The sequence below is a fragment of the Tropicibacter oceani genome (assembly GCF_029958925.1).
In the GTDB taxonomy this organism is placed as follows: domain Bacteria; phylum Pseudomonadota; class Alphaproteobacteria; order Rhodobacterales; family Rhodobacteraceae; genus Pacificoceanicola; species Pacificoceanicola oceani.
This window is the reverse complement of record NZ_CP124616.1, coordinates 2093313-2117354: the sequence shown is the minus strand read 5'-3', so window position 1 is coordinate 2117354 and position 24042 is coordinate 2093313. Positions and strand designations below refer to the sequence as shown.

Sequence of the window (24042 nt, the reverse complement as noted above, 5' to 3'; positions counted from 1 at the left end):
TTTGGTGAAAATTTCCTGCGTTTTTTCAGTCTTTTCAATCCGGATATTTCGGTAATATTGATCGAGAAACCCGATTAGAGGATCGCCATGCAACCCGAGTGGATCGAAACCTTTCTGGATCTTGTCGAAACCCGCAGCTTCAACCAGACGGCGGATCGGCTGGGTCTGACGCAATCGACGGTCTCGGCGCGCATGGCGGCGCTGGAAAAACGTGTCGGGCGGCGGTTGTTCCGCCGATCGCGCGCGGGCACGGCGCTGACCACCGCAGGCCTGACGTTCGAACCCCACGCCCGCGAAATGCGCCACCTGTGGACCGAAGCACTGCGCACCACGCTTGCGGCCGGCAATACCGCGCTGGCCATGCGCGTCGGGCTGCAGATCGACCTGGCCGGGCCGCGCATCGGCGCCTGGGTCACCAGTTTTCGCGAACTGTTCCCCGAGGCGGCCTTTTACATCGAGCTCGATTATTCGACCCAGATGTGCACCGACCTTCTGGCCGGCAATCTGGACCTTGCGGTGATGTTTACCCCCCGCCCCCTGCCCGACCTGCATTTCGAAAGTATTGGCGAAGTGCGCTATCGGCTGGTGTCCTCGCTTGGCCCGCAGTTTGCCGACATCGACCCCGCGCGCTATATCCGGGGCGCCTATTCCGCCGCCTTCAGCCGCCAGCACCAGCGGCTGTTGCCGCAATACGATCAGGCGCCGCTGTCCTGCGGCCAGTCCTCGGCGGTGGTCGGATTGCTGACCGCCCTTGGCGGCGCCGGATTTGTGCTGGAGGACGAGGCCCGCATGCTGGTCGAGAACCACGGCTTTGCCCACGTCAAGGACGCGCCCGGGATCGCGCAGACGATCTATACCGCCGTGCACCTCAGGCACCGCCATTCGCATGCCTCGCGCCGCTTGATATCGGTCATCCGCAACACGCTGGTGCCCTGAGCGCGCGCGACCAGACGCCGCCCCGCGCAACGCCCCGCTTGCGCCAGGGCGCGGGCGCACCCCATAGTGACGCATCATGACCCAGCCCTATTCCTATCGCGACGATCCGGCGGTGCCCGATTTTGACGACAGCGCGCCGCTGGCGGTGATGGATGCGCAATGCGCGGTTTGCAGCTGGGGCGCGCGGATGATCCACCGGCTGGACCGCACGGGGCGCGTGCGCATCTGCCCGATGCAATCGCCGCTGGGCGCGGCGCTGCTGGCCCATTACGGCATGGCCGCCAGCGACCCGGACAGCTGGCTTTTCATCGACGAGGGCCAGGCCCATAGCGATTTCGACGCGGTCATCCACGCCGGGGCACGCTTTGGCGGTTGGGCGCGGGTCACCGGCCTGCTGCGGCTGGTGCCGGGGCCGCTGCGCAACTGGCTGTACAGACGCCTGGCGCGCAACCGCATCGCCCTGTTTGGCCGCGCCGACATGTGTGCCCTGCCCGACCCCGCCTTTCAAAAGCGGCTGCTGCGATGAAGGTGCTGGTGCTGGGCGGTTATGGCGTCTTCGGAGAGCGGCTTGCCCGGCTCTTGGTCAAGGACGGGCACGCGGTCTGCATCGCCGGGCGCAACCAGGTGGCGGCGCAGCGGCTGGCAGGCGAAATCGGCGGCGCGGCGCGTCGGATGGACCGAAACGGCCCGCTTGATGCTCTGGCCGAACACGATGTCATCGTGGATGCCGCCGGTCCCTTTCATGCCTATGGCGACGATCCCTATCGCCTGGCGCGCGCAGCGATCGCGCAGGGGGTGCATTACCTGGACCTGTCCGACAACGCCGGTTTTTGCGCCGACATCGCCCGGCTGGACGCCGAGGCGAGGGCGGCGGGCCTGTGCGTGATCTCGGGGTTGTCGTCGGTGCCTGCGCTGTCCTCGGCGGCGGTTCAGGCGCTGGCAGCCGGCAAGACGCCGCAGATGATCGACAGCGCCATCCTGCCCGGCAACCGCAGCCCGCGCGGCCTGTCGGTGATGCAATCCATCCTCGAGCAAGCCGGCCGCCCGATCATGGTCTGGCGCGGCGGCCGCTGGACCCGCGCCAACGGCTGGTCGGCCCCTGCCCGCTATGACCTGCCAGGCGGTGTGACGCGGCAAGGCTGGCTGATCGAAGTTCCCGACCTGCGCCTGTTCCCCGCCCATTTCAACGCCGAAACCGTGGTCTTTCGCGCCGGGCTGGAACTGTGGGTCATGCGCTATGGGCTGGCGGCGTTTGCCCTGCTGCGCCGGGTTGTACCGATCCCCATCACCCGGCCCTTGGTCCGGGTGTTCAAGCTGCTGGCCGATGCGCTTGGCCCCTTTGGCAGCGGGCGCGGCGGCATGTCGGTCACGGTCATCACGGCGCAGGAACGGCGCAGCTGGACGCTGCTGGCCGAGGGCGGCGATGGTCCCTTCATCCCGGCGGTCGCAGCGCGCGCGCTGTTGCGACGGCCCGCCCTGCCGGTCGGCGCAGGCCCCGCGCTGGGCGTGATCACCCTGGACGAAGCCGAGAGTGCCATGACCGACCTTCGCGTCACCACCCGGCGCGACAGCCAGCCGCTGGACCCGATCTTTCCCCGCGTTCTGGGCTCCGATTTCGCCAAACTGCCCGCAGAAATCCGCGAAACCCACCTGACCGCCGGCCAGTCCCGCTGGGAAGGGCGCAGCACCGTGACCCGCGGCACCGGAGCCTGGCCGAGGCTGCTGGCCTTGCTGTTCGGCTTTCCCCCCGCCGCCCCCGACATGGCCGTCACCGTGACCAAATCCGCCGATACCCAAGGCGAAACATGGGAACGGCGCTTTGGCGAACGCCGCTTCCGTTCGTTCCTGAGGGCGACACCGGACGGAATGACCGAGCGCTTTGGGCCCTTTACCTTTACGCTGGGGCTGCGGGTGCAGGACGGCGCGCTGCTTTACCCGGTCAAGGCCGGGCGCATCGGCCCCATCCCGCTGCCGCGCTGGCTTTTGCCCGTCTCCGAGGCCAGCGAAACCGTGAACGAAGGCCGGTTCCATTTCGACGTGGCGCTGCGCGCGCCGATCACCGGGGCTCTGATCGTACGATATCGCGGATGGCTGACCCGTGCGCGCCGCGACGATCCCGCCGCGCCCCCGCCCGTCCCGCAGCAGGCCTAGTGCACCATGACGATTTCGGCGTAATAAAATGGTATGGCAGCGCCCAGCAGGGTCGCAATCGCAAGCCCCGCGGAAAACAGCCTGAAGGCCATGCCGCCTGTCTCGCCGGTGATCAAGGCGCGCAAAAACCCGACAACCGAGGCCAGCCAGACGCCCGTCACGAAAACCATGAGCGAGGTCAGATGCGGCGCACGTTCGGCCGATACGGCACTGTTGCCCGAAACGATCCCGAACATGGTGAAACCATACAAAAGGATGCAGAAAAACAACACGATGGCGATGATCGGAATAAGGATCACACCCAACGCAGTTTTCACAAAATCCATGGTCGCAGCCCTCTTGGGATCAAGCCCCGCGCGACACCCCACCCCGGCGAAGGCTGACGGCAGGCTAAAGCGCGATGCGCGAAACGACCAGCGCAAAAGGCCGAAACCAAGGCCAGACAACCCCGCCTTGTCCGAAACTGGCGATCTCTGCCTGTCGTTCGATGTGAAGCTGGCGGAGGCTCAGTCTGCGTTTTCAAGTTCCACAACATTCCGACGCAGTCCATTAAAAACAATTGAATCAGATAGATAAAGGCTTCTCATGTCCATCGTGTTCCGCTATCGTCCTGCCTGTTCCCGTAGTTTATGGGGGGACAGATGGGGGAACCAATGGCCCGCAACGTCACAGCACGCAGACCCGAAAAGGCCCTGACCGCCCAGCGCGTCAGGAATGCCACCGAACCTGGCAAGTATTTTGACGGGAACGGGCTTTACCTACTGGTCAAACCGAATGGTTCCCGGTCTTGGGTTCAACGCATTGTCATTCGCGGCAAGCGGCGCGAAATGGGGCTTGGCAGTGCTGCGCTGGTGACACTCGCAGAGGCGCGCGAGGCGGCGCTACAGAACCGCAAGGTCGCGCGGTCAGGGGGTGACCCCATCCAAGCCAAGCAAGAGGCGCTGGCGGTCCTGACATTCGAGGAGGCCGCGCGCAAGGTGCACGAGATGCACCGCCCGACATGGAGCAACGCCAAACACGCGGCGCAATTCCTAACGACACTCGAAACCTATGCCTTCCCGCACATCGGCCCGGTCAAGGTGGGTGAGGTCAACACCAGCGACGTCTTGCGCGTCCTGACCCCGATCTGGACGGACAAGCCCGAAACCGCGCGGCGTGTGCGCCAGCGTATCGGCATGGTTATGAAATGGGCCGTGGCAAAGGGCTGGCGTCAGGACAACCCGGCAGAGGCAATTTCGCAGGCCCTGCCCAAGCATGACCGTCGCAAGGTGCATCGCAAGGCCCTGCCCTATGCCGAAGTGCCGGGGTTTCTGAGGGCCGTACAGGCGTCCAAGGCGGGCGCTGTCACGAAGCTGGCGATTGAATTTCTCATTTTGACTGCCGCGCGGTCGGGCGAAGTGCGCGGCGCTGTATGGTCCGAGATTGATCTGAGCGCGGCGGTCTGGACGGTTCCCGCCGAACGGATGAAAGCCAAGCGCGAACACCGGGTTCCCCTGTCGCCGCGCGCGGTGGCGATATTGCAGGCCGCGCAAAGCCTTTCGGATGGGTCCGACCTGGTCTTTCCGGGGGCAAAGCGCGGGCGTCCGCTGTGGGATGCGACCATGTCCAAGCTGGCGCGCGAGTTGGGATTTGACGTCGATATTCACGGGTTCCGCACGTCCTTTCGCATGTGGGCGCAGGAAAAGACCGACTCGCCGCGCGAGGTTGCAGAGGCAGCGTTGGCCCATACCATCCGCAATCAAGCGGAGGCAGCATACGCGCGATCCGATTTGTTCAAAAAAAGACGCGGCCTTATGGAGCTATGGGCAGAGGCTGCCGCAATGGTGAATAACCTGTGAAGCAAACCACGCAATTACTTAGTTGGCTAAGGATTTTCCCCACAGGCTGCTTGTGCAGGAATTGTGGACAAGCCCCCAAGTTTAGCCAACCCCTTGCCCGTCAACACAAAATATATGGGGATTCAGGGAAAAAACTTGTTCAAGGGGGGTCCCGGAAAGGCTAGAACTGTTTCATGTCGAACGTAAGGCGGCATGACGGCGGCTCCGATGCAAGCCCTACGCGCACTGCAATGCGCCTGAGCTTTGAAGCATCGAAACCGCCGAGGTGGGAAATGAAAGCTCCCCACCTCTTCCTTACAGCAACAAAGTCCCTGCGAAAAGTGATTCCGGGGCGCACCGCTGAAAGGAGAAGCCCTTGAGGATTCTCAGACGAAGAGAAGTTGAAGCCGTAACCGGCCTGTCCCGATCCACCATTTACGCAAAGGTCGCCGATGGCAGCTTTCCCAAGCCGTTGAAATTGGGAAAGCGTGCTGTCGGGTGGTCCGAAGTGTCATTGCAAGAATGGCTGAACGCGCTGGCATCACGCCGCGATAGTTAATCACAACTCCGCCCAAAGGGCGGGTTGTGCCTCAACTCAATTCGAGTGTGCCGGGTATCGCCCGCGCCTTTGCGGCTGCAAGGGACAAGACAGTTATGTCAAATCAAAACAAATGGTTTTCGAACCCAACCCAAGTGTTCTGGACCTGCGAAGCCCTGATCGAAGGCCGCACCATTTCGCACAAGACGGAAATCCGCGAGGTGCGCGGCTGGCGGCTGGGGGCAATTATCCATCGCCTCAAGCACGAGTACGCATGGCCCATCCTGGTCGAGTACCGGGGGCCGGAAAACGTCGCCTATTATCGCCTGTCACCGGACTGTGACCGCACAAAGTTGCGGTTCCCGCCGTCCGCGCGGGCGCTGTCGGAGGATGCAGCATGAGACGGCTACAGATTGCCCGCCTGCGCCGCCGTTTCGGCCTGACCGAAGAACAGGCGCGCACCCTTGCACCTATGGTTTTTTCAAGGTGCTGCGATGACTGAGCGCTACCGCATCGAAAAGCGCGACGGGCGTGTTCACGTCATGGCTCGAAGCGCAGCAAGCGCCGTCTGGTATTCGCTGGGCGGCGCGGGGGACGTCACCGTTACCCTGCGCCTGTGGTTGGCCCTGATAAAGAAGGACCACCGCAAATGAGCTATGCGAAACCTTACAAACTGTACAAAAAGGGGGTTGGACGTCACGTCCAACTTCCCGAGCACCTGCAAGCCTGCGAAGCATGGGCCACGATGAAACCCGGTCCCCGCGCGCTGTATGTCGAATTGAAGCGGCGGTTCCTGGGCGGCAACAATGGCGAGATTTTCCTGAGCCATAGAGAGGCCGCAAAGGCGTTGAATGTGCATCGCAACACGATAGGCCCCTATTTCGATGAATTGGAGGCGCGGGGTTTTATCCGTTGCACGGTCAGGCACCATCTAGGCCCGTCCGGCATCGGGCTGGCGTCCAAGTGGGCTTTGGAAGATTTGCCCACGCCAGATGGCAGACCCGCGACCAAATCGTTCATGCGCTGGCGTGTGTCCGGTGCCGGTCCGGCCAAGAAGGCGGCGCGCGCGTGATGGTCTGCCCGCATGTCAACAAATGCCCGCCTGCCAAGGTTTGCGAAGGTCGCGGCGCGCCTGTCGTGACAACCCCTTTGCACCTATGCCTATGGCTAGATGTATAAATGTCCGGGTTTTTGTGGCGGGCGAAGTGGCGAAAACAGGCTTTCCCGTCACAAATTTTCAGACACTTGCCGATCTGGACGCGGCAGGTGGCACAGTGATTGTGACGGGAAAGCACGGTTTTTGTGCGGGGTTTCCAAATTTTTTGGGGTCAATGCCCAGCGCCGTTTGGCGTCAAGGGTTTGACCCGTCTCTGAGGTAGAGAGGATTTTGACACCATGCCCGCGCCCGATCCCTTCGCCATTCATATCACACGGACTGCACAAGGCTGGTCCGCGCATTTTGAGCGGTGCCAATGGCCTCAAGGCGATACGAACCGAAAGGCCCGTGTCATGGGGCTACTGCGCCGCTTGGCGTCGAAGTCCTGGCGTTGCCTTTGGTGCGGGGCCGATCTGCCTGTCTGCAAGCGCAGGGATGCGCGCTATTGCCGTGAGCGTTGCCGAAAGCGCGCGGCGGCGCGGCGCAGGCACGAGAGGGACAGGGCGCAGGCGTAGCTTGATTGTTTTTCAAGTAGGGGGAGGGTCGATCTTGCCGCGAACGCCACAGGAACCGGTGGCGGGGGTCAATTTCTTGCGCGGGCAAAATGAAGGGGTTTTTGCCCCTGCACCGCATCTAGATTCAGGAGCATGATAAAACAGGTGGGGGGACAGATGGGGGTACAGAAGGCCGCAATCCATCTAAAATCGTTCTATTTTAGACACTTAAGCGACATGGCTGGCGGAGGCTCAGGGATTCGAACCCTGGGGACGCTTTCACGCCCAACGGTTTTCAAGACCGCCGCATTCGACCACTCTGCCAAACCTCCGTCCTGAAGCTAGATAGCCTCGCCGGATTGATTCTAAAAGCGCACAGTCAAGGGAAAATCCGCCCAAGGCTCAGGTGCAGGCTTTTCATGTGGTCTGCAACAGGGTAGTGTCCTGTTCAATAGGGCCGAAAAGCGCCCGAACGAGGCAGAAAAGACCGGGACACGCAACAAATCCCGGCTTCAGGTCGCGGCAACGTCCGCGCAAAAAGGCGAGAGGCACGTAATGAGCAGGTGGTCCTTGGCACTTCGTAGCAAAATGCTGCGTAATACGGTGCTTATCTTCGGGTTTTTCGCATTGTCGGCCTGCGCGGACGGGCAGATGCCCGGCTTTTTGCAGCCCAAGTCTGGCGGAGGCGAAGCCGAGGTGACGCGCGCCGCAACCGGATTTGGCACCGCGACGACCGAACGCGATATCGAAGCCCCCGAGATTTTCCAGGCAACCGAAGCCGGCCTTTGGGATGGGCGTCCGTCGCTTGGCGGGGTCTGGGTGGCGCATCCGGACGTCAAGGAACCGGGCCGCATCATCATCCGCAACGAACAGAACGGCAAATTCGTGATCGGCGCGCTGTTCCGGCGTGAACGCCAGTCGCCGGGGCCGCGTCTGCAGGTGTCGTCCGACGCCGCCGCTGCGCTGGGAATGCTGGCCGGCCAGCCGAACAATCTGAACGTCGTCGCGCTCAAGCGCGAAGAAGTGGCCGCTGCGCCCGCCGCCATGGCCGAGCCGGTGGAAAGCGAAGGCATGATGCCCGCCGCCCCCGAAGTGGTCGAAGGCGCGTTGGACCCTGTGGTTTCCGGGGCCTCGGCCGCGATCGAAACCGCCGCCCTGGCGCCCTCCAAACCTGCCGCAGCCCCTGCCGCAGCGCCCAAGCCTGCCGCCGCCGCCCCGGCGCCGGCCAAACCGTCGACCCTGAACAAACCCTATATCCAGATCGGGATTTTCAGCGTCGAGCAGAACGCCAAGGACACCGCCACGGCGATGCGCCAGGACGGCATGGTTCCCACGGTGAAAAAACACAATTCCAACGGCAAGGTGTTCTGGCGCGTCATCGTCGGCCCGGCCCAAAGCAAGGACGAGCTGTCGGCCCTGCTGACCAAGATCAAGGGCACCGGGTTTACCGACGCCTATGCCGTGACGAACTGACCGGCCATAGAGCTAGAAATCAGCCCCCTTCCGCCCGGTGCGGAAGGGGGTTTTTCTTTTTGGGGGCTTGCTTTGGGCTCAGGTTTGGCGATCTGCCCATGCCTTGAAATCCGCGAGGCGGCGCCGACGAACGCCCTCCGGCAGGCATCCTTGCGCAAAGGCCCGCGCAAAACAGCGCCGCCTGCGCGTGACAGCCCCGGCGCTTTGGGCGATAACTTAAACCGACTCGCGATTTTGCACAGGAGCCGACGCATGACCGCCCTGCCCCGTACCCTTCTGGCAAGCGCCTGCGCGCTGGCAATCATGGCCGGACAGGCCTTTGCCTTTGACACCCGCGCCCAGGCCGCCTTTGTCATGGACCAGACCACCGGCACCGTGCTGCTGGCCAAGAACGCCGACGAGGCGCGCCCGCCCGCGTCGATGTCCAAGCTGATGACGCTGTATATCGCCTTCGAGGCGGTGCGCGACGGGCGCCTGCGGCTGGACGAGGAACTGCGCGTCTCGCAGCACGCCATGGATTACCAGGGATCGACCCTGTTCCTGAAGGCCGGCGAACGCGTCAAGGTCGAGGATCTGCTGCGCGGGATCATCGTGCTGTCGGGCAACGACGCCTGCGTCGTGGTCGCCGAGGCGCTGTCGCCCGATGGCACCGAACAGGGCTTTGCCAGGCTGATGACCCAGCGCGCCCAGCAACTGGGCATGACCAGCTCGACCTTCCGCAACTCCAACGGCTGGCCCGCCGCCGGCCACGAAATGTCGATGCGCGACCTGGTGCTTCTGGCCCGCCGCATCATCGAGGATTTCCCCGAATTCTACCCGATGTTCGCACAGGACGAATTCCTGTTCGACGAAAAGGAAAGCCAGAACCGCTATAACCGCAACCCGCTGCTGGGGCTGGGCATCGGCGCCGACGGGCTGAAGACCGGGCACACCCAGGAGGCAGGCTATGGCCTGGTGGGCAGCGCCAAGCAGGGCGAACGCCGGGTGATCTTTGCCATCACCGGGCTGGACAGCGCCAAGGCCCGCGCCGAGGAATCCGAAAGCATCGTCAACTGGGCCTTTCGCCAGTTCGCCGAACAGACCATCGTGACCAAGGACCGCGCCATCGCCAGCGCCGATGTCTGGCTGGGCGCGCAGGACAGCGTCGGGCTGGTCGCCAAGCAGGACGTCACCTTGCTGCTGCCGCTGGCCACCCCGGGCGGGCTGAAGGCCGAGGTCGTCTATACCGGCCCGGTCGAGGCCCCGGTGACGCAGGGCCAGCAACTGGCCGAACTGATCATCTCGCCCGATGGCTTGCCGGAAACCCGCGTGCCGCTGGTCGCCGAAAAGGCGGTCGAGGCAGGCGGCTTTGTCGATCGTGTGATGACCGCCGGCCGGCACCTGCTGGCCCGCGTCCAAAGCCAGCCCGAGGAGACGATGTGAGCCAGGCCGGCCTCTTCATCAGTTTCGAAGGCATCGACGGATCGGGAAAGTCCACGCAGGCACGGGCGCTGTCCGAGCACCTGCGCGACACGGGGCGCGAAGTCATCCTGACCCGCGAACCGGGCGGCAGCCCCGGCGCCGAGGAGATCCGCGCGCTGGTGCTTCAGGGCGAACCGGATCGCTGGTCCGCCGAAACCGAGCTGCTGCTGTTCACCGCCGCGCGCCGCGATCACCTGGAACGGGTCGTCTGGCCGGCGCTGGAGGCGGGCAAGGTGGTGATCTGCGACCGGTTTGCCGACAGCACCCGCATGTACCAGGGCCGCGCCGGGCTGCGCGCCAAGGTCGATGCGTTGCACGAACTGATGATCGGGGTCGAACCCGATCTGACCCTGCTGATCGACATGGATCCGGCCCAGGCCCTGACCCGCGCCAAGGCCCGCGCCACCGAAGAAGAACGCTTCGAGGATTTCGGCCTGGCCCTGCAACAGCAGATGCGCGCCGATTTCCTGGCCCTAGCGGGCGAATTCGACCGCCGGTTTTGCGTGATCGACGGCAACCGCCCCCCCCATGACGTGGCGCAGGACATCCGCGCCACCGTCAAAGCCCGCCTGACATGAGCGGCGAGCCACAGCTCCTTCCCGAACCGGACCGCGTTCAGGGCGCGCCGCACCCGCGCGAAACAGCGCGCGTCATCGGGCAATCGCGGGCCGAAACCGACTTTCTGACCGCCTACACCGGCGGCCGCCTGCACCATGGCTGGCTGATGACCGGCCCGCGCGGTGTCGGCAAGGCGACCCTGGCCTGGCAGATCGCGCGCTTTTTGCTGGCCACACCGCCCGCGCAGGACGACGGTTTGTTCGGCGCACCGCCGCCGCCCAGCTCCTTGCACATCGACCCCGAACACCCGGTCGCGCGCCGCATGCGCGTGCTGTCCGAACCGGGGCTGCATCTTGTCCGGCGCGGCGGTGCCGGCTCGACCGACCGCGAACGCGAAAAGGCCCTGGCCGAAGGCCGCTTTTCCGCGATGATCCGGGTAGACGAAATCCGCGAGCTGGCACATTTCTTCTCGCTTTCCGCCACCGATGGCGGCCGCCGCGTGGTCATCGTCGATGCCGCGGACGAGCTGAACACCCAGGCCGCCAACGCCATCCTCAAGATGCTCGAAGAACCGCCCGCGCGCACGACCCTGCTGCTGATCTCGCATCAACCCGCGCGGCTTCTGCCGACGATCCGCTCGCGCTGCCGCGAATTGCGGCTGACCCCGCTGACCCCGGCCAACATGACCGAAGCCCTGGCGCAGGCCCGCATCGACGTCCCCGAACAGGAGGCCGCGGCACTGACCGAACTGGCGGGCGGCTCGGTCGGCGCGGCGATCCGGCTGCTCAACCTCGACGGGCTGGCGATCTACCGCGACCTGGTGGCGGTGCTGGGCAGCCTGCCCAACCTCGACCGCCCGCGCCTTTTGTCGCTTTCCGACAGCTGCGCCGGCAAGACGCGCGAAAACCGGCTCGATTTGCTGCTGACCCTGACCGACCAGCTGACCGCCCGCATCGCCCGCACCGGCGCCATCGGCCAGCCCCCCCGAACCGAGGCCGCCCCGGGCGAGTTCAAGGCGCTGGCCCGTCTTGCCCCGGATGCCGCCGCCGCCCGCCGCTGGGCGCAGGCCGCCCAGGAGGCCTCGGATCGCGCCCGCCACGCGCACAGCGTCAACGTCGATCCCGCCGCCCTGGTCACAGATCTGTTCCTGCAACTGTCCCGCGCCTACTGACGCGCCGCAGTTTCCAATTGCCCCAAATATCCCGGGGGAGCGCGCCACAGGCGCGCAGGGGGCAGCGCCCCCATCCCCCGCCCGGTCAGACGATCCCGCCCTGTATCAGCCGGTCGGCCAGCTGCGCATAGGCCTGCGCCATGGGCCCATCACCCAGCGCCACCGGCAATCCGCCATCGCCGCCCAACCGCGTGTCCAGGTCGATCGGCAATTGCGCCAGCAAGGGCACGCCCAGTTTCCCGGCCTCGGCCGCGACACCGCCATGGCCGAATATATGTGTCTCGCCGCCGCAATGCGGACAGGTAAAGACCGCCATGTTCTCGATCAGCCCCAGAACCGGGGTTTTCAGCGTTGCAAAGGCGTCCAGCGCCTTGCGCGCATCCAGCAGTGCCACATCCTGCGGGGTCGATACCACGATCGCCCCGGCCACCTCGCTTTTCTGGCACAGCGACATCTGCACATCCCCCGTGCCCGGCGGCAGATCGACGATCAGCACATCCTGCTGACCCCAATCGACCTGCATCAGCATCTGTTGCAAGGCCCCCATCAGCATCGGCCCGCGCCAGATCACCGCCTTCTCCTCGGCCAACATCGACCCGATCGACATCACCGTGACGCCATGCGCCTTCAGCGGCAGGATCGTCTTGCCATCCGGGCTGGCCGGTTTGTCTGTCAGCCCGAACATGCGCGGCTGGCTGGGGCCGTGAATGTCGGCGTCCAGCAGGCCCACCTTTTTGCCCGCCCGCGCCAACGCCACGGCCAGGTTCGACGACACCGTCGATTTGCCGACCCCGCCCTTGCCCGAGCCGATGGCCAGGATCGTCTTGACCCCGGCGGGCTTCATCACCCCCTCTTGCGGTTTGGCATGGCCACCCATCTTGAACTGTGGCGGCTTGGGTGCCTGGTGCGCCGTCAGCACTGCCGACACCCCCGTCACCCCCGGCACCCGGGCGGCGGCGGCCTCGGCGGCGCGGCGCAACGGCTCCATCAGGCGCGCGATTTCCGGGCTGGGGGCCTCGATGACAAAGCGCACCTGGCCACCCTCGGCGCTCAGCGCACGAATCATGTCTCTGGAAATCAGGTTTCCACCGTCGGGCAGCTCCAACCCCGCCAAGGCGGCTTTTACGGCATCCATCATTTCACTCATGCTCATCCTTTTTGCATCCTGCTTCGATACGTGGCAGTGCCGTTGGGGCAACTCAACCCACGCTCGTTATTTGCACATTTTTCAAGCTTAACGGTAGGTTAACCATCGCCCGGCCTATGCAATTGCTGCATAGCAGCATTGCCGCGCCACCTATTGTGCACCCGCAGCATTTGCCCCATCTTTAGCGCAACCAGACGAACAATAGCCAGTGAGGCACGAACACAATGGCATACGCAACCGATCTTAACACCCGCGCTCAAAACTCTTTCGGCGCACGCTTCTCTTCGCTGATCGTGGACCTGAAGGCCCGCATGGCACGCCGCTCGGTCTACAAGACGACCCTGCGCGAACTGTCCAGCCTCAGCGACCGCGAGCTGAACGACCTGGGCCTGAGCCGCTCGATGATCCGCCGCGTCGCATATCAGGCGGCCTACGAGATGTAAGAATTCCGCAAAGGGTCTCTCCTCCTCCCTGACCCTTTCGGACACTCGCGGTGATGCCTCTCCTCCTCCCTGGTATCATCGCAAGACAAGCGGGCCGCAAGGCCCACACCGGATGAAGGTCCTCTCTCCTCCTCCCTGAGGGCCAACATCGAAAGCGGCAGCGCCCTCTCCTCCTCCCTGGGTGGCTGCCGCACGAAATTACGGGGCGTCACGTATGCCTCACATATTGATGCAGGGTCTTTCTCCTCCTCCCTGAGGCCCTACATCATACAGCGACGGCGCCCTCCTCCTCCTCCCTTGGGTGGTCGTCGCAAGAACCGAAGGCAAAATTATTTGCCTGTCGATGCGGAACCCTCTCCTCCTCCCTGGGTTTCTCATACGCAGCGGCGGTGTCCACTCCTCCTCCCGGACACCGCCGCACGAATTCTGGATCGGGGCCCCTCTCCTCCTCCCTGGGGTGCCCGTACAACGGAACGGCGACGCTCTCTCCTCCTCCCTGAGCGTCGCCGTTTTCGTTTTTTACAGGCTTTTGTTGAAAAGACCGGGGCGGTCAGAAACCGATTTTCGCCATGCGCCCGGCATCAGCCCTGACCGCGTCCGGCAGTGGACCGGTGATCGACGCCGACCATTTCTGCGCATCCGCCTCGGGAAGCTTCGCAATCAGCTGGCGCACCTCGGTTTCGAATCCGTGGGCATACAGCAGCCTGAGCGCATCGATCACGTCCTTGACGACCCGCCCCGAGCCCTGCTCGACCCTTGTTTGCACACGGCGCAGCAATTCGGGGTACAGCGGCGCGCGCGCGGCATAGGGGACCGCCCAAAGCATCCACTTCCATTTGCCCAGCGGCATGTCGACGGCCATGGCAAAGGGCAGCACGTCCAGCCCGAATACGGCGCCCGCGGCAATCAGATCGCCATCAACCTTGGCCGGATCGGCCGCGTGGGCCTGTTCCAGCACCGATTGAACCCGGGGCGCCGCTGCGGCCCGGCTGGCGTCATCCAGGGCCAACAGGCTCAGGCAATGCCGCGCAGTCTTTTCCTGTTTGGGCGGAATGCCGTGCGGCTTGCCTTCGACCAAGTTCAGCATCTGCGGCAGGAACCGCGCGCCAATCGCCGGATGGCGTTTTCCCGCCAGCAACAGGCCCGAATACAATCTTGGAGCATAGGCGGCGGTGGGTTGGGCATGCACGGCATCCAGCAGGCGGATCAGCCGTTTTTCGGTTTTGTCCTCCAGCGCCTTGGAGGTTCCCAGAGAATGCAGATAGGTGCTGATGGCGCGGTCTTCGTCTTCACTTTTGTCGGACAGCGGATCGGCGTCCAGCAGCGGCGCGGCCAGGCCGGCCTGGGACACGCGACGCTGTTCGAAACCTGTCATGGCGGCCTGTTGCGAGGTCTGCCCCCCGGCCGGGCGCCCGGACCAGACGGTATCGGGCACGTTCAGCCCGAAGGCCCCCCAGACATCGGCGCTGGTGTAGCCCAGCAGCTGCATTGGCGCGCCGTGCTGCAGGGTCAGCCCGCCCTTGTTTCCGCCCGACGTGATCCCGCTGGCCACCGGCAGGACCAGAGGCGGACAGGTCACGCGGGGCACCGCCTGCAGGCTGAGCGCCTGCCCCAGAACCTTGCCTGGCTGATCGGCGCCGCCTTCGCTGATCTCCAACTGGTTGATATTGCTGAATGTGAACATTTTGCCGGGTGGCAGGGGCCGCTCTGTGTGGCCAGGGCGATCCAGCCACAGGGTATAGTCGCTGGCGGCAGGGTCGGCGGCGCCAAAAGCCTCTTTCCCGTTGGTCCAGATATAGACGCTGCCTGCGGATTTGCCGATCTCCCGGGGCGACAGGATGCGGATCGCCTTGACCTGGCCGCTTTCCAGCAGGTGCCGCCGCACCTGGCCGGTACTGTCCCAAACCGGGCCGCCGTCACGCCTGCCGTGGTAAAGCGCGTTTGCGCTGCAGACGATGGTCAGTTGCCCGATCGGTCCGCTGTCGCGGCGCCGCCAAGTCAGGCCCGGCTGCCTGCCCGCCCAGCCTTCCAGCCGCGCCCTGTCCACCAGCACCAGCGCCTGCGGAACCAGCACCAACCCGGCCAGCAGAACCCCGGACAAACCCGCGCCCAAAACCGTGCCGGTGATCATCATCGGTGCCAGAACAAGGCCATAGAACGTGGCGTTCATCACGATGACCATGACGAAATAGCCAAGCCCGAATGTCACCAGACCGAGGATCATCGCGACGTTCGGCAGCATGAACACCACCGTCAAGGCGCCAAAAACCGCCATGACGACCAGGTAGGACACGAGCGATCCCGCCGCCACGGACCCGGTCGCCATCCCGACCACGATGATTAAGGCCGTCGCAGCCGCAAAGCTCCACAGGATGGCCAGTTGCCACAGCCGTGTCGAAGGTTTCGCGCCCGCGCGCCCGGGCGGTGTTCCTGCCGGTTTCATGCCTGTGTTCCTTGTTGCGCAGCCTTGCCTTGCGTCCTTGCAAGGGTCACGCCTGATTTGGGCCAAATCAAGCCCCTCGCGGGCCCACCCGGCGGCATTGGCCCCTTCCAATCCGCCTGTCATCCCGGTATCTGCGAAGGCAGAACTCAGACGGGATCAAAGACGATGGCGATGGACAAAAGTTTCGACGCGAAGACCGCGGAACCTCGGATTTCCGAGGCTTGGGAAAAGGCGGGCGCGTTTCGCGCCGGGGCCAACAAGTCGCGGGATGAAAGCTTTTGCATCATGCTGCCGCCGCCCAACGTGACCGGCGCGCTGCATGTGGGCCACGCCTTCAACCACACGCTTATGGATATCCTCGTGCGCTGGCACCGGATGCGCGGCTTTGACACGCTGTGGCAGCCCGGGCAGGACCACGCCGGCATCGCAACCCAGCTTCAGGTCGAAAAGAAACTGAAGGCGGAACAGGGGCTTGCCCGCCGCGACATGGCGCGCGACGAATTCCTGGGCCATGTCTGGGACTGGAAGACGCAGTACGGCGGCACGATCATCGACCAGATGAAGCGGCTGGGCGACAGCTGTGACTGGGACCGCAACGCCTTTACCATGTCCGGTGCCCCCGGCGCCCCCGAGGCCGACAGCAAGGGCAATTTCCACGACGCGGTGATCAAGGTTTTCGTCGACATGTACGAAAAGGGCCTGATCTATCGCGGCAAGCGGCTGGTCAACTGGGACCCGCATTTCGAAACGGCGATTTCCGATCTCGAGGTCGAGAACATCGAAGTCGCGGGCCACATGTGGCACTTCAAGTACCCGCTGGCCGATGGCGTGACCTACACCTACGTCGAAAAGGACGAGGACGGGAATGTCGTGCTGGAAGAAGAGCGCGATTACATCTCGATCGCCACGACGCGCCCTGAAACCATGCTGGGCGACGGCGCGGTGGCCGTGTTCACCACCGATGAACGCTATGCCCCCATCGTCGGCAAGCTGTGCGAAATCCCCGTGGGGCCGAAGGAACATCGCCGCCTGATCCCGATCATCACCGATGAATACCCCGATCCGGATTTCGGCTCGGGCGCGGTCAAGATCACCGGCGCGCATGATTTCAACGACTATCAGGTGGCGAAACGCGGCGGCATCCCGATGTACCGCCTGATGGACACCCGCGGCCAGATGCGCGCCGACGGCGCCCCCTATGCCGAGGCGGCGCAAATCGCCATGGAGGTCGCCCAGGGCAAGCGGACCCTGACCGAAACCGAAGCCGACGCCATCAACTTGGTGCCCGACCACCTGCGCGGTCTGGACCGGTTCGAAGCACGCGAGGCGGTGATCCGCGAGATCACCGAAGAGGGCCTGGCGGTGATGACCACCTCGGACGATCCGCGCCTTGGCCCCAGGCCAAAGCTGAAAAAGGGCGAGGAAGAACCGCCCGTGGTCCCCGTCCCGCTGGTCGAGGCCAAGCCGATCATGCAGCCCTTTGGCGACCGCTCGAAGGTGGTGATTGAACCCATGCTGACCGACCAGTGGTTCGTCGACGCCGAAAAGGTCGTTGGCCCGGCGCTGGACGCGGTGCGCAATGGCGACATCAAGATCATCCCCGAAAGCGGCGAAAAGACCTATTACCACTGGCTCGAGAACATCGAGCCCTGGTGCATTTCCCGCCAGCTGTGGTGGGGCCACCAGATCCCGGTCTGGTATGGCTTTGACCTGTCGGGCGAAGGCTTTGTCGATGACGAAGGCGACGGCGCGCTGGACCTTGTTGAAATGGGCCGCCTGCTGCTGGAGCAAAAGCTGCTGCTGGGCGACGAACGCCACCACGCCGCGCCTGATTTCGATACGGTCACGGCGCAGTTCAACGATGTGCTGGCCACCTTGCCGACACCGCTGAACCATGCCCGCGTGATCGAGGTCGCGGACCGCGCCGCCGCGGTGCAGGCCTTTGCCGAAAGCCTGGCCGAGTACGAAGCGCAGGATCAGGACCCGACAAAGCTGATCTATCCGATCTGGCGCGACAGCGACGTGCTGGACACCTGGTTCAGTTCCGGCCTGTGGCCCATCGGCACGCTGGGCTGGCCCGAGGACACCGAGGAACTGAAACGCTTTTTCCCCACCGATGTGCTGATCACCGGTCAGGATATCCTGTTCTTCTGGGTCGCCCGGATGATCATGATGCAGCTGGCGGTGGTCGACAAGATCCCGTTCCACACCGTCTATCTGCACCAGCTTGTCCGCGACGAGAAGGGCAAGAAGATGTCCAAAACCACCGGAAACGTCATTGATCCGCTTGAGATCATTGACGAATACGGCGCCGACGCGCTGCGTTTCACCAATGCCTCGATGGCGTCCATCGGCGGCGTGCTGAAGCTGTCGGTGGATCGCATCACCGGGTATCGCAACTTTGGCACCAAGTTGTGGAACGCCGCGCGCTTTGCCGAAATGAACGGCGCGGTCGGCTCGGACGGGACGATCCCGCAGCCCTCGGCCACGCTGAACCGCTGGATCCTGGGCGAAACCGCCAAGGTGCGCGAAACGGTCGATCTGGCGCTGGCGGAATACCGCTTCAACGATGCGGCCAACGGGCTTTATGCCTTTGTCTGGGGCAAGGTCTGCGACTGGTATCTGGAATTCTCCAAACCGCTGTTCGACAGCAAGGACGAGGCCATCGTGGCCGAAACCCGCGACACCATGGCCTGGGTGATCGACCAGTGCCTGATCCTGCTGCACCCGATCATGCCCTTCATCACCGAAGAGCTGTGGAGCGCGCTGGGAAGCCGCCAGAAGATGCTGGTGCACGCCGATTGGCCGACCTATGGCAGTGAACTGCTGGACCCGGCCGCCGATGCGGAAATGAACTGGGTCATCGCGGTGATCGAAGGCGTCCGCTCGGCGCGCGCGCAGATGCACGTGCCGGCGGGGCTGTATGTGCCGATGCTGGTCACCCAGATCGGCGAAGGCGAACAGGGCGCATGGGACCGCAATGAAACGCTGATCAAGCGCCTGGCCCGGATCGAAAGCCTTGAAAATGTGGCTGATTTCCCCAAGGGCTGCGTAACCGTCCCGGTTGGCGGCGCCACCTTTGGTCTGCCGCTGGCGGATATCATCGACGTGGGCGAGGAAAAGGCGCGGTTGGAAAAGACGCTGGGCAAGCTGGCCAAGGAATTGGGCGGATTGCGCGGGCGTCTGAACAACCCCAAGTTCGCCGAAAGCGCCCCGCCCGAGGTGGTCGAGGAAACCCAGGCCAACCTGGCCGCACGCGAAGAGGAAGAGGCCCAGCTGAAAGAGGCGCTGGCCCGCCTGGCCGAAATCGGCTGACGGAATGCGGTAGGATGGGTCATGGCCCATCCTACTGGTCCTTCTCTGGCGCGGCAGACCTTCGTTCAGACCATGCCCGGGGTCATCCGGATCACCGTCGGACATCCGGCGGTGAAAGCGCGCAGCAGGGTTTCGCGCAGCTCGGACAGGGTGGCCGGTTCTGCGGCCTTTGCGCAGTAAGCCCGCGCCATCGCCAGGAAATCCGGGTTGCGGGCCACGACGGCATTCGGCGCGATCTGGCTGCGCACCATGCTGTCCTCGATCTCGCCCAGCTTGCCGTTGTCCCACAGCAGGATCGGCAGGCTCAGCCCCAGTTCCACCGCCGTTCCCAGTTCCGGCAGGGTGTATTGCAGCCCGTAATCGCCCAGGATCGCGCAGGTCGGCAGGCCGGGGCGCGCCACCGCCCCGCCGATGGCGGCAGGCAGCGCATAGCCCAGCGTGCCAAAGCCGTAAGGGTGGTGCCAGTGGCCCGGGCGCGGCATGTCCCAGACCTCTTTCGCGCCGTAGGCGAATTGCGTCATGTCGGAATAGATCATCGCGTTGTCCGGCATGACGGCCTGCAAAGCCTCGGTCACTTCGACGATGCCGGGGCGTTCAGCGCGGATCTCGGCGCGCCAATGGGCGCGTGTGGCGGCCACCTCGGCCGCGTCCCAACAGGGCGCGCGGTCCTCGGTGCGGGCCGGGATGGCGATGGACATGGCCTGCAGGAACGCCCCCGCCTCGGCCTGGATCGGCATGTCGCGGGGGCCGCATTGCGCCAACACCTCTGCGTCGATGTCGACACGGATCATCGGGCAGTGATGGCCCAGACTGTCGCGCCACAGGTCCACCTCGGACAGCTCGGTGCCGATGGCGATCACAAGGTCGGCCTGCGCCGCGATACGCGCGCTGCCTTCGCGCGCAAGGTACGAGCCGAACAGCAGCGGGTGATCCGCCGGCACAAGGCCGCGCCCGGCATAGGTGGTAAAGGCCGCCGCGCCGGTCTGGCGCAGCACGTCAGGGATGAAACCGGCCGCGGACAGCGCCCCGCCGCCAAAGACGAACAGCGGTTTGCGCGCCGCCAGCACCGCCTTGATCGCCGCATAAAGCGCGTCCTGCGATGCCTGCGCCCTTGGCACGCTGACCGGCCCCTGTGGCGCGGCATCGGCCAACGCGCCCAGCAGGTCGATCGGCACATGAACCGCCTTGGGCCGCGGCCGCCGTGAGGCGAATTCCGACAGGGCCCGGTCGATAAGCGCATAGGCGGCGGGGGCGCTGCGCGCCTCGTGCGACCAATCGCAGACCGTGGCCCCCGCCCCGCGCTGATCCAGCATCTGGTGCAACTGGCCACGCCGGGCCGAGGTTTCATCAAGGCACGAGGCCAGCGCCAGCACCGGAACGCTGTCGGAATAGGCCTGCCCCAGCCCGGTCATGGCGTTCACGAACCCCGGACCGGTGATCAGGTAACAGACCCCGGGCCGACCCGTGGCGCGGGCATAGCCATCGGCCATGAAGGCCGCGCCCTGTTCGTGCCGGGCCAGGATATGGGTGATCCCGGCCTCTTCGATGCCGCGGTACATCTCGACGTTGTGCACGCCGGGAATGCCGAAGATCACCTCGACCTCGCGCGCCTTGAGCATGTGGGAAATCTGCGCCCCCAGTGGTTTTTGCATCATCCCCTCCAGAATCGGACAGTGAACAGGGCAAAGACCGCCAAAACCTCGAGCCGTCCGGTCAGCATGGCAAAGCTCAGCATCCATTTCGCCGTGTCGTTCAACCCGGCGAAATTGCCCGCCGGCCCGATCTGATCGCCAAGGCCGGGGCCGATATTGGCGATCGCCGTGGCGGCCCCCGACACCGAGGTGATGAAATCAAGCCCGGTCAGGGCCAGACCGACCGACAGGACCCCCAGCGACACCACGAAGAACACGAAAAAGGACATGACCGAACGCAGGACTTCGTCGGTAACCGGGCGGCCCTCGAAGCGCGGGGTAAAGACGCCGTGCGGCGAATAGATGCGCCGAAGCTGAACCTTGACCGAGGCGAACAGCAGTTGATAGCGGAAAATCTTGACCGAACAGGCGGTCGATCCGGCGCAGCCCCCGATCAGGCCGATGAAAAAGAACAGCATGATCAGGAAAGACCCCCACTGCATGTAATCCACGCTGGCATAGCCGGTGCCCGAAATGATCGAGGTGATGTTGAACAACGCCTCGCGAAGCGCCTGTTCGTGGTCATGGGGAAAGATGAAGAACAGGATCGACCAGGCGATGGCGACCAGCACGCCGATGGTCATCAAAAAGGCCCGCACCTGGCTGTCACGGAACAGCGCGGTCTGATTGCCCCCGACAAGCTGCACGTAGCGCACGAATGGCAAGGCCGCGAGGATCATGAAGACCGAGGCGACATATTCCGCCGAACCAGAAAACATCCCGAACGAGGCGTCATAGTTGGAAAACCCCCCGGTCGAAATCGTCGTCAGCGCATGAACCGAAGCATCAAAGGCGTTCATCCCCGTCATCAGATAGGCCGCGGTGCACATCAGCGTCAAGGACACGTAGATCGTCGAGATCGAGGACGAGATCTGGGTCGCCCGCGGCAGGATCTTGCCCATGGTATCAAAGGCTTCGGATCGAAAGATCTGCATGCCGCCGACGCGCAGTTCGGGCAGAAAGACCATGGCCACGACGATGATGCCGATCCCGCCCAGCCATTGCAGCAGCCCGCGCCACAGCAGGATACCCTTGGGCAGGCTGTCGAGCCCGGTAAAGACCGTGGAGCCGGTGGTGGTCAGCCCCGACATTGCCTCGAAATAGGCATCGGTAAAGCTGGCGTCGGTGGCCCCCAGCACAAAGGGCAGCGCCCCGAACACCGGCAGCGCGGCCCAGACGCCGGTGGTCAGCAGAAAGGTCTGCTGGATGGTCAGCCCTTCCTTGACCGCGTTGCGGCAGGCCAGCGCCGTCAAGCCGCCCGACAGGATGGTGATCACGGCGCTTTCGAAAAAGACCGGCCAATGGCCCCGCCCTTCGGCGATGTCCACAAGCATGGGCAGGATCATGGTCGCGCCCAGACAGGCCACAAGCAGGCCGATCACATAGGCGACAGGGCGAATATCGAACATAAGGCGCAGGGTTGGCCCCAGCGCGCAAAGGTGTCAAGCCGGGCCAAGCAGCAAAGCGCCCGAAAACCCCGCCCCTGCCCCTTGGCTGCGGCGCCCGGACGCAGGTTCCGGCACGTCAGGCCAGCAGGTCGCGAAAGACATGCGGCAGGATGCCGTCCCGATCCAGCCCCATATCGGCAAGTTCCGCATCACTGGCGGTTTCCAGCAAGATGATTTCGCGCAGGCGCGCCTTGCGCAGGGCGGCGGGGTTGAACCCCAAACCAATGGACAGAAAATAGCTGTCGATCTTTGTCGAAAGGGATGCGTGCCCCATTCCGATCTGAACGTTGTGTCGTGGCATTTCCGGAAACCTCCTGTTGGACAATCGGTTTCCTCCCATCGGGGCAGTATGGCACGGATTCGGTGAGGAATTGATGAAATCCCCCCGATCGCGCGGATTATTGCCACCCGGCGCCTTGTATTCGGGCGCGCGCAGCGCCGCGCGCGGGCCGCTCAGCCCGGGTCAAAGCCATATATCCGGCAACAGTCGCGATGCGCCTGCTGCATGTCCGGATAGGCCGGGTGCGTTTCGCCAAGGTTGCGCAATTGCCACCAGTCCTGTTGCACGTCGAACAACTGGGTGCTGCCGTCTTCGTAGCGGATAAAGCGGTAGTCGCCTTTGCGAATCCCCGCGCTGCCGAAATGAAAGGTGGGCACGGCGCGGTCCGGCGCAGGGGCGCCATCGACCAGCGGGCGCAGCGATTGCCCGACACAATCGGCCAGCGGCGGCAGACCGGTATAGTCCATCACCGTCGGCCCGACGTCGATCAAGGCCACGGGGGTGTGAACCTCGCGGGCGACGGGCTGCTGCGGGTCGTGAATGATCAGCGGCACCCGCGCCACCTGTTCCCACAGCGACGTCTTGCGAAACCGGTTCTTGTCGCCAAGGTGAAAACCGTGATCGGACAGGATCACAACCACGGTGTTGTCCGCATAGGGCGACGCCTTGAGCGCGTCCCAGACCCGCCCCAGATGGTGATCGACATGGCTGAAGGCGGAAAAATAGTTCCGCACACTTTTGCGCCAGCGCAGCGGCTTGGACAAATCGAAATTCTCGCCCATGTTCTCGGCGGCGAAATCATTGACGTCATAGCCGTCCTGCCATTCCTCGGGCATCCGGAAATTGCGCAGGGTGTACATGTCCTTGTAGGGCGCGGGCGTGATAAAGGGCCCATGCGGCCCGAAAAACCCGACCTCGCGGTAAAACGGCGACTCGCCGTCGAAACCTTCGACAAAGTCGATGAAGGATTCGGACGAATGGGCATCGTGATAATAGCCGTCGTCCTTGGGATTGGTCGTCGCCAGCCCGCCCGCATGGCCGCCATAGCGCCTTTGTTCGATGTCGGGACGCAGCGACCGATCGATGCGAAAGCCCTTGCGCTCGTCTGAATACAGAACCTCGTGGATGGGCTGGGCCAGCGGGCGATAGCCATGGTGCACCTTGCCACCCGAAGAGCAGAAATAGCCGTTTTCCTTCAGGCGATAGGGCCACATGTCTTCGGGGGCGACCCGGTCAAAGACCGATACCTTGTTTTCGAAGATCTCAAGCTGGTGCGGCGTCTTGCCGGACATGAAACTGGCACGCGAAGGGCCGCACAGCGGGGTCTGGCAATAGGCGGAATGGAACCCGGTGGACTGCGCGCAGATACGGTCAAGGTTGGGGGTTTGCAGGGCTTCGCCGAAAATGGTCTTGTATTTCCAGAACGAAACCGCGTCGTCCAGGCTGATCAGCACGATGTTGCGCGGCTGTTTTTCTGTCATCAGGCTTGGGCCTCTTGGTTTCTGGCGTCAACGGGCGGC

General features: G+C 64.2%; 21 protein-coding genes and 1 tRNA gene. 14 read left to right on the top strand and 8 right to left on the bottom strand.

Going from position 1 to position 24042, the window contains the following annotated elements; translation table 11 throughout:
• Window positions 1-87 precede the first annotated feature (87 nt).
• The 3 genes from QF118_RS10245 (at window position 88) to QF118_RS10235 (ending at window position 3087) form a co-directional block, all read left to right on the top strand.
• The gene (locus QF118_RS10245; RefSeq protein WP_282298966.1) at window positions 88-936 is read left to right on the top strand and encodes a LysR family transcriptional regulator; all 849 of its coding nucleotides are present in this window, start codon (window positions 88-90) and stop codon (window positions 934-936) included.
• A 76-nt stretch (window positions 937-1012) separates the two neighbouring features.
• Window positions 1013-1462, top strand: a complete 450-nt coding sequence (locus QF118_RS10240) for a thiol-disulfide oxidoreductase DCC family protein (protein WP_282298965.1) — start codon at window positions 1013-1015, stop codon at window positions 1460-1462.
• A complete protein-coding gene (locus tag QF118_RS10235) occupies window positions 1459-3087 on the top strand; it encodes a saccharopine dehydrogenase family protein (protein ID WP_282298964.1) in 1629 nt (542 codons plus the stop codon). The genes QF118_RS10240 and QF118_RS10235 overlap by 4 nt, the downstream gene beginning before the upstream one ends.
• On the opposite strand, the gene QF118_RS10230 is transcribed toward QF118_RS10235, so the two are convergent.
• Window positions 3084-3413 carry a hypothetical protein gene (locus tag QF118_RS10230; RefSeq protein WP_282298963.1) on the bottom strand — a complete coding sequence of 110 codons (330 nt, stop codon included), beginning with the start codon at window positions 3411-3413 and terminating at the stop codon, window positions 3084-3086. The two genes, QF118_RS10235 and QF118_RS10230, sit on opposite strands and share 4 nt — an antisense overlap.
• Before the next feature lie 327 nt (window positions 3414-3740).
• On the opposite strand from QF118_RS10230, the gene QF118_RS10225 reads away from it, so the two are divergent.
• From QF118_RS10225 to QF118_RS10205, 5 genes are all read left to right on the top strand, one after another.
• Window positions 3741-4925, top strand: a complete 1185-nt coding sequence (locus tag QF118_RS10225) for a tyrosine-type recombinase/integrase (RefSeq protein ID WP_282298962.1) — start codon at window positions 3741-3743, stop codon at window positions 4923-4925.
• A 355-nt stretch (window positions 4926-5280) separates the two neighbouring features.
• Window positions 5281-5463, top strand: a complete 183-nt coding sequence (locus QF118_RS10220; protein WP_282298961.1) for a helix-turn-helix transcriptional regulator — start codon at window positions 5281-5283, stop codon at window positions 5461-5463.
• A gap of 26 nt (window positions 5464-5489) precedes the next feature.
• The gene (locus tag QF118_RS10215; RefSeq protein ID WP_282298960.1) at window positions 5490-5843 is read left to right on the top strand and encodes a hypothetical protein; all 354 of its coding nucleotides are present in this window, start codon (window positions 5490-5492) and stop codon (window positions 5841-5843) included.
• 93 nt (window positions 5844-5936) lie between these two features.
• A complete protein-coding gene (locus tag QF118_RS10210; protein WP_282298959.1) occupies window positions 5937-6095 on the top strand; it encodes a hypothetical protein in 159 nt (52 codons plus the stop codon).
• A complete protein-coding gene (locus QF118_RS10205) occupies window positions 6092-6514 on the top strand; it encodes a hypothetical protein (protein WP_282298958.1) in 423 nt (140 codons plus the stop codon). Before QF118_RS10210 ends, QF118_RS10205 begins: the two co-directional genes overlap by 4 nt.
• 820 nt (window positions 6515-7334) lie before the next feature.
• Here QF118_RS10205 and QF118_RS10200 read toward each other — a convergent pair.
• Window positions 7335-7424, bottom strand: a tRNA-Ser gene (locus QF118_RS10200).
• A 256-nt stretch (window positions 7425-7680) separates the two neighbouring features.
• Between QF118_RS10200 and QF118_RS10195 the strand changes: the two genes are divergently transcribed.
• From QF118_RS10195 to QF118_RS10180, 4 genes are all read left to right on the top strand, one after another.
• Window positions 7681-8565 carry an SPOR domain-containing protein gene (locus QF118_RS10195; protein WP_282298957.1) on the top strand — a complete coding sequence of 295 codons (885 nt, stop codon included), beginning with the start codon at window positions 7681-7683 and terminating at the stop codon, window positions 8563-8565.
• A 252-nt stretch (window positions 8566-8817) separates the two neighbouring features.
• A complete protein-coding gene (locus QF118_RS10190; protein WP_282298956.1) occupies window positions 8818-9987 on the top strand; it encodes a D-alanyl-D-alanine carboxypeptidase family protein in 1170 nt (389 codons plus the stop codon).
• The gene (gene tmk, locus QF118_RS10185; protein WP_282298955.1) at window positions 9984-10604 is read left to right on the top strand and encodes a dTMP kinase; all 621 of its coding nucleotides are present in this window, start codon (window positions 9984-9986) and stop codon (window positions 10602-10604) included. Before QF118_RS10190 ends, tmk begins: the two co-directional genes overlap by 4 nt.
• Window positions 10601-11755 carry a DNA polymerase III subunit delta' gene (locus tag QF118_RS10180; RefSeq protein ID WP_282298954.1) on the top strand — a complete coding sequence of 385 codons (1155 nt, stop codon included), beginning with the start codon at window positions 10601-10603 and terminating at the stop codon, window positions 11753-11755. The genes tmk and QF118_RS10180 overlap by 4 nt, the downstream gene beginning before the upstream one ends.
• A gap of 85 nt (window positions 11756-11840) precedes the next feature.
• On the opposite strand, the gene QF118_RS10175 is transcribed toward QF118_RS10180, so the two are convergent.
• Complete coding sequence (locus QF118_RS10175) at window positions 11841-12902, bottom strand: Mrp/NBP35 family ATP-binding protein (RefSeq protein ID WP_282302455.1); 1062 nt, start codon at window positions 12900-12902, stop codon at window positions 11841-11843.
• Window positions 12903-13126: 224 nt separating this feature from the next.
• Between QF118_RS10175 and QF118_RS10170 the strand changes: the two genes are divergently transcribed.
• Window positions 13127-13345: a DUF1127 domain-containing protein gene (locus QF118_RS10170; RefSeq protein WP_282298953.1), complete on the top strand. Its 219-nt coding sequence runs from the start codon at window positions 13127-13129 to the stop codon at window positions 13343-13345.
• A gap of 550 nt (window positions 13346-13895) precedes the next feature.
• Here QF118_RS10170 and QF118_RS10165 read toward each other — a convergent pair.
• On the bottom strand, window positions 13896-15788 hold the full coding sequence (locus QF118_RS10165; protein WP_282298952.1) for a hypothetical protein: 1893 nt from the start codon (window positions 15786-15788) through the stop codon (window positions 13896-13898).
• A 165-nt stretch (window positions 15789-15953) separates the two neighbouring features.
• Between QF118_RS10165 and QF118_RS10160 the strand changes: the two genes are divergently transcribed.
• Entirely contained in the window at window positions 15954-19103 is a 3150-nt protein-coding gene (locus tag QF118_RS10160; protein ID WP_282298951.1) for a valine--tRNA ligase, read from the top strand.
• 65 nt (window positions 19104-19168) lie between these two features.
• Here the strand turns inward: QF118_RS10160 and QF118_RS10155 are convergent, their stop codons facing one another.
• From QF118_RS10155 to QF118_RS10140, 4 genes are all read right to left on the bottom strand, one after another.
• The gene (locus QF118_RS10155; protein ID WP_282302454.1) at window positions 19169-20755 is read right to left on the bottom strand and encodes a thiamine pyrophosphate-binding protein; all 1587 of its coding nucleotides are present in this window, start codon (window positions 20753-20755) and stop codon (window positions 19169-19171) included.
• Complete coding sequence (locus QF118_RS10150) at window positions 20755-22203, bottom strand: TrkH family potassium uptake protein (RefSeq protein WP_282298950.1); 1449 nt, start codon at window positions 22201-22203, stop codon at window positions 20755-20757. The genes QF118_RS10155 and QF118_RS10150 overlap by 1 nt, the downstream gene beginning before the upstream one ends.
• Before the next feature lie 115 nt (window positions 22204-22318).
• Complete coding sequence (locus QF118_RS10145) at window positions 22319-22516, bottom strand: hypothetical protein (RefSeq protein ID WP_282298949.1); 198 nt, start codon at window positions 22514-22516, stop codon at window positions 22319-22321.
• A 179-nt stretch (window positions 22517-22695) separates the two neighbouring features.
• Window positions 22696-24003 carry a sulfatase-like hydrolase/transferase gene (locus QF118_RS10140; protein ID WP_282298948.1) on the bottom strand — a complete coding sequence of 436 codons (1308 nt, stop codon included), beginning with the start codon at window positions 24001-24003 and terminating at the stop codon, window positions 22696-22698.
• Between the last annotated feature and the right edge of the window lie 39 nt (window positions 24004-24042).